Source organism: Streptomyces sp. NPDC050287 (assembly GCF_044459385.1).
In the GTDB taxonomy this organism is placed as follows: Bacteria; Actinomycetota; Actinomycetes; order Streptomycetales; family Streptomycetaceae; genus Streptomyces.
Genome location: NZ_JBITIY010000005.1, coordinates 105,113 through 119,694, shown reverse-complemented (window position 1 = coordinate 119,694; position 14,582 = coordinate 105,113). Strand labels below are relative to the sequence as shown.

Below are 14,582 nucleotides of genomic sequence, written 5' to 3'. Positions count from 1 at the left end.
TGCTCGAGGCCATGAGCGATGCCGACAGCCCTCACGAGCAGGTCATCTACTGCAACGACCCGGAGTCGGGGCTGAGGGCGATCATCGCCATCCACTCGCTCGCGTTGGGGCCTGCGGTCGGGGGCTGTCGCTTCCTGCCGTACGACGACGAAGCGAGTGCGCTGGCCGACGTCCTCCGGCTATCGCGTGGGATGACCTACAAGGCGGCCGCTGCCGGGCTCGACACGGGCGGGGCCAAGGCCGTCATAATCGGCGACCCCAGTCGCGACAAGACCCCGAAGTTGCTCGAGGCGTTCGGCAGGTTCGTCGACCGCCTCGGAGGCAGCTACTCCACCGCGGGCGACGTCGGCACCGACTCCGACGACATGGACATCATCGGCCGCGCCACCCGCCACGTCGCCTTCCGCAACACCGGCCGCGGTGGATCCGGTGACAGCGGCAGCAACACAGCGCTCGGGGTCTTCCAGGGCATTCTCGCCGCGGCTGAGCACCGGTGGGGTTCGCCCGAGCTCCGTGGCCGACACGTCGGCGTCGAGGGGCTGGGAAAGGTCGGCTTCCAGCTGGCCGTGATGCTGCACGAGGCGGGCGCCAAGGTGACGGCAGCGGACCCGTCCGAGTTGGCCCGCGCCAAGGCGACATCGGCTGTTCCCGATCTGCCGATCGTCGAGTCCGTCCGTGAGCTGCGGACGGACGTGTACGCACCCTGCGGACTGGGCGGCACCCTCGACCACGACCTCGCCAGGCGAATCGAGGCCGAGATCGTCTGCGGAGGCGCGAACAGCCAGTTGGCCTCGTCTGACGTGGCGGAGGTCCTTCTCCGGGCCGGAGTGACCTGGGTCCCTGACTTCGTCGCGAACGTGGGTGGACTGATCCAGGCGGTGGCTGAGCTGCGTGGGGAGATTCCTGCTTCGGCGCGGGAGCGCGTGCTCGGAGTCCGAGCAACGGTGCTCGACATCCTGGAGGACGCCGGCGCAGCCGGGTCCACCACGCTCCATGCCGCCGAGGTCAGGGTTGAGCGACGTCTCGCTGCTGCCCGCTCTCGCCGGAGCGCCGTCTAATGCGCCGGATCGGCGTCGTCGGAGGGGGCCTGATGGGCGCGGGCATCGCCGAGGTGGGCGCTCGCGCCGGACTCGACGTGATTCTCGTCGAGTCCACCACGCAAGCGGCGACGTCCGCGCGGTCTCGCATCGATACCTCGCTTCAACGTGCCGAGGCGAAGGGCAAGCTGGGCCAGGGCGAGACGGCGCACCAGGTGCTGGATCGGATCTGCCGTGGCCACGGATCTCGGCGCCCTGGAGGATCGTGATCTCGTTGTCGAGGCCATCACAGAGGACGAACGGGCCGAGACCGTCCTTTTCGGTAAGCCGGACAGGATCGTCTCGACGCCTGACGCAATCCTCGCGTCGAACACATCGTCGATACCGATCATGAAACTGGGCGTCGCGACTCAGCGGCCTGAGCACGTAGTCGGCATCCACTTCTTCAATCCGGTCCCAGTGCTGCCGCTCGTCGAACTCGTCCCCTCACTGCTCACCGCGCCCGACACCGTGCGGCGATCCCGAGCCTTCGTCGAGGACCAGCTCGGCAAGCAAGCGATCGACTGTCAGGACCGCGCAGGCTTCGTCGTGAACGCGCTGTTGACCCCCTTCATCCTCTCCGCCATCCGGATGTGCGAGTCGGGCTTCGCGCCGCCCCGAGGACATCGACCGAGGACTCGTCCTCGGGGCGGCGCACCCACAGGGCCCGCTGGCGCTCGCGGACCTCATTGGGTTGGACACGACGAAGGCCGTGGCCGACTCGCTCTACGACGAGTTCAAGGAGCCGCTTTACGCGGCGCCGCCGCTGCTTCAGCGGATGGTGGACGCCGGCCTCCTCGGACGTAAGGCGGGACGAGGCTTCTACAGCTACGAAGGGAGTCCGCGATGAAGCGTGTGAACACCGCCTGCGATGTGAGCGACGTACAGTCCGACGCGGCGGGACGCGAACCCACCATTGGGCCGCTGACTCCAGAGGAGTGGCGTGCGGCGATCCTCAGCACGGTTGAGACGGACTGAGCCGTGGACAGTTCACTGACATCGTTCACCTTGTCCGAGGAGCACCCGGCGGCGGCCCCGGACCCGGCGGGGATCGGGTATCCGCCCCAGAACCTCGGCCAGAGAGGTGAACTGCTGCGGACCCGGGCAGGCGGAGTCGATGTCCTCGCAGTGGCGCTGCAGGACACCGATCAGGGAGGATGGCACGCGAACGCGACCCCTGTTCGTGATCAAAGGCTTCGACACCCTTGATCATCAGGGGTCGCGTCTCTCGTTACCGAACCGGGCGAACCGCACGCAGCGGCGCGTACGCAGGCGATCAGCTCATCTCGCCCGCTGAGAACGCATCAGCCCTGGGCCGCGACCAAGACCTCGGACAGCAGGGTGACCTGCGGGACGCCCAGGCGCTCGGCCAGCAGCGCGGGCACCACACCCATCGTGCCGTCGGTGGAAGCCATGCCCGAGACGACCAGGTCGAAGCCGGCCTTCTCGATCGCCTTCGCCAGCACCAGCGAGGTACCGATCGCATCCGTGCCGTGCAGGCCGTCGTCCTCGACGTGGACGGCCCTGTCCGCGCCCATCGACAGCGCCTTGCGCAACGCGTCCTTGGCGTCCTCGGGGCCGACGGTCAGGACGGTGACCTCGGCGTCTGCTGCTTCCTGCCGCCGGCCTTCGGCGATCCGCAGCGCCTGCTCGACCGCGTACTCGTCCAGCTCGGAGAGCAGACCCTCCACGCCGTCCCGGTCGACGGTCAGGTCATCGGCGAAGGGCCGGTCGCCGTGGCGTCGGGCACGTACTTCACCGTGACAACGATCCTCAGACTCACTCGTGTTTCTCCTCACATGGCGGTTCAGGACGCGCTCGGCGCCTGCGGGCGATAGAAGAGCGCGAGCAGGGTCCCCGTCCCGAGGACCGCGGCGCCGAGCGCGACGCCGGTGCCCGGCCAGCCGGTCAGCTCGATGCCGGCGGCCGTGTCCACCGCGTACTCGCCGGGCCCCCAGGCCGCGAGTGCCAGCGACAGCACGGCGAGGACCAGGACGTACTCGTAGCCGTCCTTGAAGACGAAGAAGCCGTTGCGGCGGTGCGCGAGCAGACCCGCGACCAGCATCACCGAGATGACGGCGGCGCCGGCGAGCGAGGTGAACAGCCCGGCGGCCAGCAGGACGCCCGCGCCGATCTCGGTGAGCACGCTCAGGTGCGCCTGCAGGCGTGGTCGGCGCAGCCCGAGTCCGCCGAACCAGCGCGCGGTGCCCTCGATCCCGCCTCCGCCGCGCCAGTGGTTCCAGCCGTGTACGGCCATCACCGCGCCCACAGTGAGCCGTACCAGCAGCAGAGCGGCGTCACCCGCCTCACCCATGTCGTTCCTCCTCGCAGGGCAGGGCCCGCACGATGCGCCGGACCACGTCCGCGGCCGACAGGGTGGTGGCGAGGGAGGGTTCTGCTGTGGTCATGTTCCGTTATGTCCTTCCCGAGGACCTCAGGTGCGTTGTTCGGCCTTCAGCGCCCGTGCCGGACCTGGTTGAAGGGGACGTCGCGGTCGGCGGCGTACTCGCGGGGCATTCCGAGGATCCGTTCGCTGATGATGTTGCGTGCCATCTCGGTGCTGCCGCCGCCGAGCTGCTCGGCCTGGCGGAACAGGAAGGACACGCCCACCTCGCGGGTGTCGGGCCCGTCGGGGGCGGACATCGCGGCGGCCGGGCCGGCGAGTTCGAGTGCGATCTCTGCCTGGCGGGTGGCGCTCTCGCCGTGGAAGAGGCGGATGAGCGAGCCGGCGGCGGGAGGCATCTTCTGCGTGCGCATGCCCGCGGTGACCCGGTCGACGAGATGCCCGTGGATGACGCCGAGGGCGTGCGCCTCGGCGATCAGCTCCCGCGCGTAGGGGTCGTCCGCCCGGCCGGTTCGGCGGACCAGGTCGATGAGCGGATCGGTCTCCGTGCCGCGCCGCCCTTCGGCCCGCGCGCCGCTGAAGTACGGTGAGCCGCCGCCGACGGCGTTGCGCTCGTGGAACAGCTGGCGCGAGGCGACCGCCCAGCCGCCGCCCACCTCGCCGACCACCGCGGAGGCCGGGACGACGACGTCGTCGAAGAACTCCTGGCAGAACTCGTCGCCGCCGTTGACCTGCTTGATGCGTTCGATGTGCACACCAGGCTGATGCACCTTCATCAGGAACATCGTCAGTCCCCGGTGCTTGGGCGCGTCCCAGTCGGTGCGGGCCAAGCACAGCGCGTAGTCGGCGGCGTAGGCGCCCGAGCTCCAGATCTTCGAGCCGTTGAGGACGAACACGTCGCCGTCGCGCTCGGCGCGGGTCGTCCCTCCGGCGAGGTCGGAGCCGCCGCCCGGTTCGGACAGGAACTGCACGAGCACCTCGTCACCGCGGATCGCGGCGGCCAGGTGCTCACGCCTCTGCTCCTCGCTGCCCATGTCGAGGATGGTCGGGCCGCAGATGGTGAACGTCGGCACATTCAGCAGCATCGGCATCTCGTAGTCGGTGACCTCCTCGTTGAAGGCGCGCTGGTGCGCGGGGGTGAGGCCGAGACCGCCGTACTCCTCGGGGTAGCAGATTCCGGCGAAGCCACCCTCGTACAGCGTGCGTTGCAGGACACGGGCCCGCTGCCAGGCGCTCTGGTCGCTCGACACGTTCCTTTGCGCACGTTCGTCGGCGGGCAGGTCGGCCAGGCGCCGCAGGTTCGCCGGGATCCACTCGCGGGCCCGCAGGCGGAAGCTGTCGACGCTCTCCATGCCGGTGGCGTCGGACACGGCCGTCGTCGTCGCGGTCATCTCGAATCTCCTCAGACGTTCAGCAGATCGGCGATACGGCGGCGGTGCGCGGACGGCGTGCCCCACATGAGCCGGTTCACCGTCGCCCGGCGCAGGTAGATGTGGATGTCGTGCTCCCAGGTGACTCCCAGGCCGCCGTGCAACTGGACGCAGTCCTGGATGATGTCGGTGGCCCGCTGGCCGAGGTAGGACTTCGCGACGCTGACCAGCTCACCGGCGTCGGCCCGGCGCTCCTGCACCGCGCGGGCGGCGGCGGCCATCGTCGCCTGGCCGGACTCCGACCACAGCGTCATGTCCGCCATCCGGTGTTTGAGCTCCTGATAGGAGGCGAGCGGCCGGCCGAAGGAGTAGCGGTCGAACATCCACTGCCGGGTGAACTCCAGCACGCGCTCGACGACACCGACGAGTTCGGCGCACTGCAGCACGACGGCGAGCTGGAACTGTCGCTCGACGGCGGCCGCGGCACCGCCGGCCGCTCCCACGAGCGCGGTGGCCGGGACGCGTACGCCGGTGTAGTCGACGCGTGCGAAGCCGCGCACCATGTCGAGGCTCTCCAGCGGGAGGACGGACACGCCGTCCGCGTCGCGCTCGACGACGAACTGGCTCAGGCCCTCGGGGGTACGGGCGAGTACGAGGAACGCGTCCGCGTCGCCGCCGTGCTCGACGCCGTCGTGCGTGCCGTCGAGGACGTACCCGTCCCCGTCGGGCCGTGCCTCGATCGCGCCCGCTTCGGGGTCCCAGCCCCCTCCCGGCGCACAGCAGGCCCAGGCGGCGACCGTCGAGCCGTCGAGCAGCCTGCCGAGGAGTCCGGCGTGCCGGTCCGCTCCGGCCGCTTCGGCGAGGGCGGCGGCGACGACGTTGACCGCGGCGAGCGGTCCGGGCGCGCACCCGCGTCCGAACTGCTCGGCGATGAGCGTCGCGTCGACGACCCCCTCGCCGGATACGCTGCCGCCGCCCGTCTCCTCCGGCACGACGAGCGACGTCCACCCCAGTTCCGCCCCGCGCTGCCAGGTGACCCGGTCGAACGTGCGGCCCTCGTCGTGCAACGCGCGGATCACACCGAGCGGGGCGGACTTCTCCAGGTAGTCCGCTGTCGCCGTCTGCAACAAGCGCTGGTCGGCGGTCAGTTCGAATCTCATGACGGCACCTTGCCCTCCCGACGATGCACTGCGAAGCCGACGGCCATGGCGCCGGGGCTGCCTTGACCGGCATTCTACACGCCATTACGGTAATGCATACAGTAAAAGCAATGTGCGGCCGGGCGCAGGGCTGACGGGTCGGCACGTCACCCAGCACGGGAGCGTCGCAGATGCCCGACTCGCCGCATTTCGACTCCTCCCAGCAGGTCACGGACCGGCTGCGGGGCACCGGTCATGCCCCGAGTCCGCGCATCGCGGGTGTCGTACACCTGGCCGAACGCCTCGGCAAGCCGGTCCTCGTCGAGGGTCCGGCCGGCACGGGCACGACGCAGCCGACCAAGAGCGCCGCCGAGTCCTGCGGGCCGCGGCTGATACCGCTGCAGTGCTACGAGGGCCTCGACGAGGCGAAGGCGCTGCACGAGTGGGACTACCGCAAGCAGCTCCTGCACATCGCGCGGGCCGGGACCGCGGGCGGGGACGCGTGGAGAGCGAGTTGTTCCACGAGCACTTCCTGCTCACCCGTCCGCTGCTGGAAGCGATCCGCTCCGAGGAACCGGTCGTGCTCCTCGTCGACGAGGTCGACCGGCTCGACATCGAGACCGAGGCACTGCTGCTGGAGGTGCTGTCGGAGTATCAGGTGTCCCCCCGAGCTGGGGACACTGCGGGCGCGTACCACTCCCCTGGTCTTCCTCACCTCGAACAACAGCCGTGAGCTCTCCGAGGCGCTCAAGCACCGCTGTCTCTACCTGCACATCGGCTATCCGACCGCGGAGCACGAGCGGGACATCGTGCTGGCGCAGGTCTCCGGCATCGAGGCGGTCCTCGCCGGCAGGGTCGGCCAACTGGTGCGGTCGCTGCGCTCGCTGGAACTGCGGAAGAAGCCGTCCGTGGCGAAGACCCTGGACTGGGCGCGCACCCTCGTCCTGCTCGGCGCCGACGACGTCACGACCGAACTGCTCGCCGACACCCTTCCGGTACTTCTCAAGAACGAGAGCGACATCGCTCTCGCCCTGAAGGAGTTCGGCGAGTGACACCCCGCCCCACGGGGTCAGTCCCCGTCGAGGAAGCGGAGTACGGAGTCGACGCATCCGATGTCACGCGGAATCGCGAAGTGGTCGAAACCCTTCAGGACGACCCGCGAGCAGCGTGGTAGCGCTGCGGCGACCTGCTCGGCCGGGCCGCCGCGGTCGGCGCCACCCTCCACGACCAGGCAGCGAGTGGTGATCGCCGCGAGATCGGCCGTGCCGGCGCGTGGCTGACTCGACCGGGCGAACGCGGCGACCGAGGCCCGGTCGTTGCCCGCCACGTCGACGAGACGGCGGATCAGGCGCGGCACGCCGACGGCCTCGACGAGGTGACCGACCTGATCGAGCGGTCCGCGAACGTGCTGGAGGTGGCGAGCGAGATCAACCGGCTCGGGCTCGGCGTCTGGCTGGACGGCCGCTCGGACTACGGCAACTCCATCGAGACCTTCAGCCGGGATCACGCCGGTGAGCTGCGCGCCCGCACCACGGTCCTGGTCCTGGGCGACACCCGCTCCGACTACCGCGCTCCGACGCGCTCGGCAGGATCGCCGGCCGCTGCGGGCACCTGTTCTGGCTCAACCCCGAGCCACGGGCCCCCTGGGACAGCGGCGACTCCGTGATCGATCGGTACGCCGGGTACTGCGACGAGGTGGTGGAGTGCCGCAGCCTGCGGCAGCTGCGCGCCTTCGTCGAGCGCCTCGCCTGAGCCACCCCATGCCGTCCACACCACAGACCGAAGAGAGGTGACCCGCATGGCAGATGACGTGCTGGGCCTGCTCCGGCCGGCGTACCCCGCCAGCAAGGCCTTCCTGCCGAACAGGCACCGTAACCCCACAGGAGCAGTGCAGTCATGACGGACACCACGAAACCAGCGCAGGCCGCGGTGAGTCACATCTCCGGCGAGATGCTGGCGGCCGTCGGCCGCACCCTGTCCCGCCGCGTCTCCTTCCCCGTCTCCGAGTCGGACATCCGCCGCTGGGCGCTGGCCGTCTACTACGCCGACGCCCCGCCCGAGCGCTTCATCGAGGCGGAGACCGCCGCGAAGCCGCGCCACGGCGGGATCACCGCACCGGAGGACTTCAACCCCTTCGCCTGGCTGGCGGCGCTGCAGAGCGCGGCTCCGTCCGGCGGGAAGGAGAACGATCCCGGCTCCCTCGAGCGCATGCTCGGTATCACTCCGCCGCCGTTGGAGTTCCAGCTGAACGGGGGCCTGGAGGCCGACTACGGCGTGCCGATGCGGCCGGGTGACGTGATCACCTCGGAGAACCGGCTGATGTCGTACGCCGAGCGCCCCGGCCGGCTCGGTCTGATGCTGTTCACCGTCACCGAGGACACCTGGACGAACCAGGACGGCAAGCTCGTCAAGCGCAGCCGTACGACTCTCATCCGCTACTGACCGCGTCGAGGAATCATGACCACCATACTCAGTCCGGCCGTCGGCGACAGTCTGCCGGAGTTCACCCGCACGACCGATTTCGCCCACTGGAACCGTTACGCGGCCGTGAACGACGAGTTCGTCCCGATCCACATGGACGAGGAGGCCGGGCGGGCCGCCGGCTACTCGGGGGCCTTCGGGATGGGCAATCTGCAGTGGGCCTACCTGCACAACCTGGTGCGCGACTGGCTCGGCGGCGCCGGCCGAATCGTGTCGCTGCGCTGCCAGTTCCGGGCCGTCAACACACGCGGCATGACCGTCTGCGCACGCGGCAGGGTCACCGCGGTGCGCGTCGAGGACGGCGTGCGCCTGGTCGACCTCGACGTGTGGACCGAGGACCAGGACGGCAACCAGATCGCTCCCGGCAAGGCCGTCGTCGAGCTCGACTGACGTCGTCACATGGCGGGCCCGTCCCCGGTGACCGGGGACGGGCCCGCCATGTGACGCTCCCGGCCCGGTCAGCGCACCAGTGGGTCGCGGGGCAGGCCGAGTATGCGTTCGGCGATGACGTTGCGGGTGATCTCCGAGGTGCCGCCGGCGATCGTCAGGCACCGGTCGAACAGGTACTCCACGGCGATCTCCGGTTCGTCCCCGGTGACGGCGGCCGTGCCGCACAGCCGCAGCGCCAGCTCGCTCACGCGCTGGGCGTGCTCGGCCGACAGCAGCTTGGTCACGTTGCCTTCCGCGCCCGGCCCCGCCCCGGTGACGGCACGCGTCGCCTGCCGCAGGTTGATCACCCGCATCGCCTGCTCCTCGACGATGAGCCGGGCGATCGCCCGCCGGCTTTCGGCATCGAGCGCGCCGTGCCGCAGCGCGAGGTCGGTCAGTTCGAAGGCCGACAGGCGCTCGGGCGACCCGCCGCCGATCGTCACCCGCTCGTTGCCGAGAGTCGCCCGGGCGACCTTCCAGCCGCCGCCCGGCTCACCGACGATGTCGGCGTCGGGGACGAACACGTCGTCGAAGAAGACCTCGTTGAACAGCGCGTCCCCGGTGATCTCGCGCAGCGGCCGGATCTCGACGCCGGGCGCGGTGAGGTCGACGACCATCGCCGTGATACCCCGGTGCTTGGGCGCCTTTGGGTCGGTCCGTACCGTCGCGAGGCCCCGGTTGCAGTCCTGCGCGCCGCTGGTCCACACCTTCTGGCCGGTCACCCGCCAGCCGCCCTCGACGCGTTCGGCGCGGGTTCGCACGGCGGCCGCGTCGGAGCCGGCGTCCGGTTCGCTGAACAGCTGGCACCACCGCAGTTCGCCGAGCAGGCTCGGGGTGATCCACCGCTCGATCTGTTCCTGGTCCGCGGTCTGGGTGAGCGTCAGCAGCACCCATCCGCCGATGCCCAGCGAGGGCATCTCGATCCCGGCCAGCTCCTCCTCCAGGACGAGCTGCTCGATCGCGCCCGCCCCGCGTCCGAACGGCTCGGCCCAGTGCGGCACCAGGTATCCCGAGGACACGAGCAGCGCCCGGCGTTCTTCCTCCGGAGCGGCGCGGTACCGGTCGAGGAAGGCGCGGGCCTCGGCACGATAGGCGTCGGCCTCCTCGGGCAGTTCGACCGCGAACTGCCGCCGTACGCCGGCGTGGGTGGCGTCGTAGACGTCGTCCTCGGCCGAGCCCAGGGCGGCCACCACGGCCCGGAGCGCCGCCGCGCGCCTGAGGTGGAGGTGGGCGTCGTGCTCCCAGGTGAAGCCGATGCCGCCGAAGATCTGGACGGCCTTGTGCGCGCACTCCTGGTAGCTGCGCAGGGCCAGGCCGGCCGCCGCCGCGGCCGCCAGCTCCGCTTCGGCCGGGGCGGCCGCTCCTCGGGCCGCGTCCCAGGCGAGCGCGGTGGCCAGCTCGACGGCGACCAGCATGTCGGCCAGGTGGTGTTTGACGGCCTGGAAGCTGCCGATGGTCCGGCCGAACTGCTCTCGTACCCGGGCGTATTCCAGCGCGAGGTCCAGGCAGCCCCGCGCCCCGCCGGCGGCCTCGGCGGCGGCCAGCGTCCGGAACATCGCGACCGCCGGGCCGAGGGCGCCGGCGAGGACATGGCCGTCGGCCGGGACCAGCCCGGTGACGGAGACCTTGGCGAGCCCCAGCGACGGATCCAGGCCCTTCACCGGGACCACGTCGACCGCCGCGTCGGTGGTGGGGGCCATCAGCAGGTCGTCGCCGGCCGCGAGGAGCAGCACGTCGGCCCATCGCCCGGCGAGCACCGTCAGCTCGCCGCTGTACGCGCCGTCGTCGTCTCGGGTCAGTCCGGCCGTGAGCCCGAGTCCGGCGACGGCCGAGCCGTCGCCCAGCCGGGTGACGAACTCGTGCAGCGAGTCACCCCCGGTCGCGGACAGGACCGCGGAGGCGGTGGCGGTGGCCAGGAGCGGGCCGGGCGTGATCGCGTGACCCAGTTCGTCGACGACGACGGCGAGTTCCGGAAGGCCGAAGCCGGAGCCGCCCGCCTGCTCCGGCAGGTGCAGGCTCAGCCAGCCCAGGTCGCCGATCCGCTTCCACGTCTCGGGTACGGCGGGAGCGTCCGCGTCCAGCGCGGCACGCGCGCCGCTCTTGACCCGCTGATCGGCGGCGAAGGAGCGGACGACGGCCGCGAGCGCCTGGTGTTCCTCGGTGATGGCAAGCCCCATCGGGCGACTCCTCGATGCTGGGACCGGCCGACCCACCGTCGGCCGCTCCTTATACCGTAATCTTTACAGTAGTGAATTCCAGGCGCCCGTTCAGTCGATTCAGACCTCGATGAGGACCGCGCCGCCCTGGCCGCCACCGGCGCACATGGTCGCGAGCCCGAGACCGCCGCCGCGCCGCCGCAACTCGTGCACGAGCGTGACGACCATGCGGGCACCGGACGCGGCCACCGGGTGGCCGAGGCTGCACCCGCTGCCGCTGAAGTTCACCCGCTCCTCGTCCAGCCCGAACTCCTTGCAGGCGGCGATCGGGACGGCGGCGAACGCCTCGTTGATCTCCCACAGCGTCACATCGGCGTACGTCAGTCCGGCTCGCCGCAGCACCTTGTCGGCCGCGCGCAGCGCCCCGAAGCCCATCAGCGCCGGGTCGACCCCGGCCGCGCCCCAGGCGAGGATCTTCGCCAGTGGCGTGAGCCCCTCGTCAAAGGCCACTTCCGCGCCGGTCACGGCCACCGCGGCGGCGGCGTCGTTGATGCCGCTGGAGTTGCCCGCGGTGATGGAGAAGCCCGGGATCTCGGGGTGCAGCACCTTCAGCGAGGCCAGCCTCGCCAACGAGGTGTCGCGCCGGGGGTGCTCGTCCACGGCGAACTCGACCGGGGCGCCGCCCGGGCCGTCCAACTTGAGCGGCACGATCTCGTCGGCGAACTTGCCGGCGTCGATCGCCGCGACCGCGCGCTGGTGCGACCGGCAGGCCCAGGCGTCCTGTTCCTCGCGGGTGATGCCGACGGCCTTGGCGGTGTTCCAGCCGACCGAGATCGACATGTCAAAGTTGGGCGCCTCGGGCGAGTTCGGGTGCGACGCGGGATACCAGTCGGCGTACTCGTCGGCCGTGCCGGCGACCCGCTGCCTGAGCCGCGGCGCCATCGAGGTCGCCTGCACACCACCGGCCACGAGCGCCGACTCCATGCCGGACTGCACCGACGCGGCCGCCAGGCCGATGGAGGTGAGACTGCCGGCGCAGTGCCGGTTGAGCGCGACGCCGGGCACGTCCAGCATGCCGTTCACGACGGCGGCGTAGCGCGCCAGGTCACCGCCTCCGTACTGACTCTCCGCGAGCAGGATGTCGTCGAACCGCTGGGGTTCGAGCCCCGATCGGCGCACCGTCTCCTCGACGATCGCCGAGGCGAGGGTCTCGCCGTCGGTGTTGGCGAGAGTGCCCTTGCGGGCGGTGCCGATGGCAGTGCGTACTGCGCTGACGATGACTGGAGCGGACACGTGCACCTCTCTGGGGTGATGGCCTCGGGTCCGCGGCGCCCTGATGGCCGACGCGAAACAGTAGTCAATACTGTTGCTGCAACAGTACAGTACTTCCGGTGAATCGAACCCTGCTGTTTCCAGTCGGGGCATCGACCCGCCGCCGCCCGACGGAACGCCGCCGGGGCGCGTCTTCCCCAGGAGGAATCGTGGATCTTTCCGGATCGTCCGCACTCGTGACCGGCGGCGCCGGCGGCTTCGGCGAGGCGACCACCCGCCGCCTGGTGGAGGCCGGCGTGAAGGTGGTGGTGGCCGACCGCGCCGAGGACAAGGGCAAGGCCCTGGCCGCCGAACTCGGCGACGCCGTGGTCTTCGTGCCCACCGACGTCACCAAGGACGAGTCGGTGGACCAGGCGGTCGCCGCCGCGACCGAGCTGGGGCCGCTGCGCACGGCCGTCATCGTCCACGGCGGTCCGGCGGCCGGGCGCCGGATGGTCGGCCGGGACGGCATCCCGTACTCGGCCGACATCTTCGCCCGGACGATGGACATCTTCCTCACCGGCACCTACCGCGTGATGAGCAAGGCCGCCGCGGCGATGACCCACAACGAACCGCTCGACTCCGGCCAGCGCGGCGTCGTCGTCTCCACCGCGAGCATCGCCGGCTTCGAGGGCCTGGCGGGGCAGAGCGACTACTCCGCGGCCAAGGGTGGCGTCATCGGGCTCACCCTCACCGCGGCACGGGACCTCGTCCCCGCGGGGGTGCGCGTCATGTGCATCGCCCCCGGCACTTTCTTCACGCCCGCCTACGGCATGACCGAAGAGGAGGCACAGGCCAAATGGGGGCCGGGGGTGCCCAACCCCAAGCGCATGGGACACGCCGACGAATACGCCCGGCTCGCCGTGCACATCGCCGAGAACGACTATCTCAACGGCACCGTGATCCGCATCGACGGCGCGCTGCGGTTCAACCTCTGACCCAGCGATTCAACCTCTGACCCACGCCCGGTCGGCCCGGCGGGTCAGGTCTGCTCGCCCTGCTCGGCGAGCGCCACCTCGAAGCCGCACAGCAACCGGGCGGCCGAGAAGGCGAAGTCCTCGTCCGTGGTGCCGGCGAGCGGATGCCGGTCGAGCAGACTCGCCAGGACCGGCATCGAGGACCAGTCGGTCATGCGCTGTTGCCGCTGGTCCAGGGTGGGCGTGTTCGACCGGCGCAGGAGGCGGTCGTGGATGATGTGGCCCCGCGTGTACACCGAGAAGGCGTTGTACGCCAGCATGGCGGCGTCAGGGGTGAACCCGGCGTCGACGAGCTTGCCGACCATGGCCTCGATCAGCTCCATCGTCCGCCGCGTCGCCTCGGCGCCGTAGCTGGACGTCCGGGTCAGCAGCAGGTCGGAGAGAACCTCGTCCTCCCGGTGGACGGTGCGCTGCGCGGTGAAATGCTCAAGCATGGCCCGCTGCCAGCTGTCCTCGGTACGTACCGCGGGCATCCGGGTGAGGAACCGGTCGACCGCGACGTCCGTCATCGCGCCGAGCAGGTCGGACTTCTTTCGGAAGTACCAGTAGAGGCTGGTCACACCGATGCCCAGATGCTCGGCGAGAGACGGCATGCTCAGTTGGTCCAGGGAGCGCCGACGAGCGACCGCGAAGGCGCCCTCCACTATTTCGTCGGCACTGATCGACCCGCGCTTGCGACGGTGCCGGGTCGTCTGCCGCTTTTCGTTCGGCACGATTCGATCCTCACCGGGAGTCTGAGCGCGAGGCGCTCGAGAGGGCGACCAGAGACCTCGACGAGGATACGGCATGGCTTACTGTATGACACGCTAGCAATGCGTTCCCCCTACCGACAGGCCTACCGACAGGGAGACCGGGCATGACCGAGTCACCGCCCCTGCTGCCCGCTCCGGACGAGCTGACCAGCTTCTTCTGGGAAGCCGCCCGCCGCCATGAGCTGATGATCCAGCGCTGCTCGGCCTGCGGCACCTACCAGCATCCGCCCGAGCCGGTGTGCCACTCCTGCCTTTCCTTCGACCTCGGCGGAGCCGAGGTGTCCGGCCGCGGGACCGTCTACAGCTACACGACGGCGACGCAGGCGTTCCACCCCTCCTTCGCCGACAAGCTCCCGTTGTGCATCGCCGTGGTCGAACTCGACGACCGACCGGGGCTGAAGCTCCTGACCAACATCGTCGATCTCCCGGCCGACGGCGTGAACGTGGGTGATCCGGTCGAGGTGTGCTTCCGCGCCCTCAGCGACGAGATCGACCTGCCCGTCTTCCGTCTGGTACGGGCCTGACCGACAACCACCCCCAAAGGACT

The 14,582-nt window shown here is 70.5% G+C and carries 13 protein-coding genes and 3 pseudogenes; 8 read left to right on the top strand and 8 right to left on the bottom strand.

Features of this window, described 5'->3' with window-relative positions; all coding sequences use genetic code 11:
• Positions 1–11: 11 nt before the first annotated feature.
• Together ACIBK3_RS19175 and ACIBK3_RS19170 are read left to right on the top strand one after the other, a co-directional pair.
• A complete protein-coding gene (locus ACIBK3_RS19175; RefSeq protein ID WP_266586766.1) occupies positions 12–1,058 on the top strand; it encodes a Glu/Leu/Phe/Val dehydrogenase dimerization domain-containing protein in 1,047 nt (348 codons plus the stop codon).
• A pseudogene (locus ACIBK3_RS19170) lies at positions 1,058–1,926 on the top strand (3-hydroxybutyryl-CoA dehydrogenase). The gene ACIBK3_RS19175 and the pseudogene ACIBK3_RS19170 overlap by 1 nt, the downstream one beginning before the upstream one ends.
• 469 nt (positions 1,927–2,395) lie before the next feature.
• On the opposite strand, the pseudogene ACIBK3_RS19165 reads toward ACIBK3_RS19170, so the two are convergent.
• From ACIBK3_RS19165 to ACIBK3_RS19150, 4 genes and pseudogenes are all read right to left on the bottom strand, one after another.
• Positions 2,396–2,859 (bottom strand): annotated as a pseudogene (locus ACIBK3_RS19165) (electron transfer flavoprotein subunit beta/FixA family protein); the annotation flags it as partial.
• Between the two features lie 24 nt (positions 2,860–2,883).
• Positions 2,884–3,390 carry a DoxX family protein gene (locus ACIBK3_RS19160; protein ID WP_266586762.1) on the bottom strand — a complete coding sequence of 169 codons (507 nt, stop codon included), beginning with the start codon at positions 3,388–3,390 and terminating at the stop codon, positions 2,884–2,886.
• A 140-nt stretch (positions 3,391–3,530) separates the two neighbouring features.
• A complete protein-coding gene (locus ACIBK3_RS19155; RefSeq protein WP_266586760.1) occupies positions 3,531–4,811 on the bottom strand; it encodes an acyl-CoA dehydrogenase family protein in 1,281 nt (426 codons plus the stop codon).
• 11 nt (positions 4,812–4,822) lie between these two features.
• Positions 4,823–5,950, bottom strand: a complete 1,128-nt coding sequence (locus ACIBK3_RS19150) for an acyl-CoA dehydrogenase family protein (protein ID WP_266586758.1) — start codon at positions 5,948–5,950, stop codon at positions 4,823–4,825.
• Positions 5,951–6,120: 170 nt separating this feature from the next.
• On the opposite strand from ACIBK3_RS19150, the pseudogene ACIBK3_RS19145 reads away from it, so the two are divergent.
• Positions 6,121–6,981 (top strand): annotated as a pseudogene (locus tag ACIBK3_RS19145) (AAA family ATPase).
• 17 nt (positions 6,982–6,998) lie between these two features.
• Here ACIBK3_RS19145 and ACIBK3_RS19140 read toward each other — a convergent pair.
• On the bottom strand, positions 6,999–7,286 hold the full coding sequence (locus ACIBK3_RS19140; RefSeq protein ID WP_266586756.1) for an alpha/beta fold hydrolase: 288 nt from the start codon (positions 7,284–7,286) through the stop codon (positions 6,999–7,001).
• 18 nt (positions 7,287–7,304) lie between these two features.
• On the opposite strand from ACIBK3_RS19140, the gene ACIBK3_RS19135 reads away from it, so the two are divergent.
• The 3 genes from ACIBK3_RS19135 to ACIBK3_RS19125 all read left to right on the top strand — a co-directional run bounded on the left by ACIBK3_RS19135 (position 7,305) and on the right by ACIBK3_RS19125 (position 8,800).
• The gene (locus ACIBK3_RS19135) at positions 7,305–7,595 is read left to right on the top strand and encodes a hypothetical protein (protein WP_266586754.1); all 291 of its coding nucleotides are present in this window, start codon (positions 7,305–7,307) and stop codon (positions 7,593–7,595) included.
• 230 nt (positions 7,596–7,825) lie between these two features.
• Complete coding sequence (locus tag ACIBK3_RS19130) at positions 7,826–8,371, top strand: MaoC family dehydratase N-terminal domain-containing protein (protein ID WP_266586752.1); 546 nt, start codon at positions 7,826–7,828, stop codon at positions 8,369–8,371.
• Between the two features lie 15 nt (positions 8,372–8,386).
• Complete coding sequence (locus tag ACIBK3_RS19125; RefSeq protein WP_266586750.1) at positions 8,387–8,800, top strand: MaoC/PaaZ C-terminal domain-containing protein; 414 nt, start codon at positions 8,387–8,389, stop codon at positions 8,798–8,800.
• Positions 8,801–8,868: 68 nt separating this feature from the next.
• Here ACIBK3_RS19125 and ACIBK3_RS19120 read toward each other — a convergent pair whose 3' ends face one another.
• Complete coding sequence (locus tag ACIBK3_RS19120) at positions 8,869–11,016, bottom strand: acyl-CoA dehydrogenase (protein WP_266586748.1); 2,148 nt, start codon at positions 11,014–11,016, stop codon at positions 8,869–8,871.
• A gap of 99 nt (positions 11,017–11,115) precedes the next feature.
• Positions 11,116–12,288: a thiolase family protein gene (locus ACIBK3_RS19115; protein ID WP_266531574.1), complete on the bottom strand. Its 1,173-nt coding sequence runs from the start codon at positions 12,286–12,288 to the stop codon at positions 11,116–11,118.
• A 188-nt stretch (positions 12,289–12,476) separates the two neighbouring features.
• On the opposite strand from ACIBK3_RS19115, the gene ACIBK3_RS19110 reads away from it, so the two are divergent.
• The gene (locus ACIBK3_RS19110) at positions 12,477–13,244 is read left to right on the top strand and encodes an SDR family NAD(P)-dependent oxidoreductase (protein ID WP_266531572.1); all 768 of its coding nucleotides are present in this window, start codon (positions 12,477–12,479) and stop codon (positions 13,242–13,244) included.
• 44 nt (positions 13,245–13,288) lie between these two features.
• Here the strand turns inward: ACIBK3_RS19110 and ACIBK3_RS19105 are convergent, their stop codons facing one another.
• Entirely contained in the window at positions 13,289–13,996 is a 708-nt protein-coding gene (locus tag ACIBK3_RS19105; protein ID WP_266586744.1) for a TetR/AcrR family transcriptional regulator, read from the bottom strand.
• A 143-nt stretch (positions 13,997–14,139) separates the two neighbouring features.
• Between ACIBK3_RS19105 and ACIBK3_RS19100 the strand changes: the two genes are divergently transcribed.
• The gene (locus tag ACIBK3_RS19100; protein WP_266586742.1) at positions 14,140–14,559 is read left to right on the top strand and encodes a Zn-ribbon domain-containing OB-fold protein; all 420 of its coding nucleotides are present in this window, start codon (positions 14,140–14,142) and stop codon (positions 14,557–14,559) included.
• The last annotated feature ends 23 nt before the right edge of the window (positions 14,560–14,582 follow it).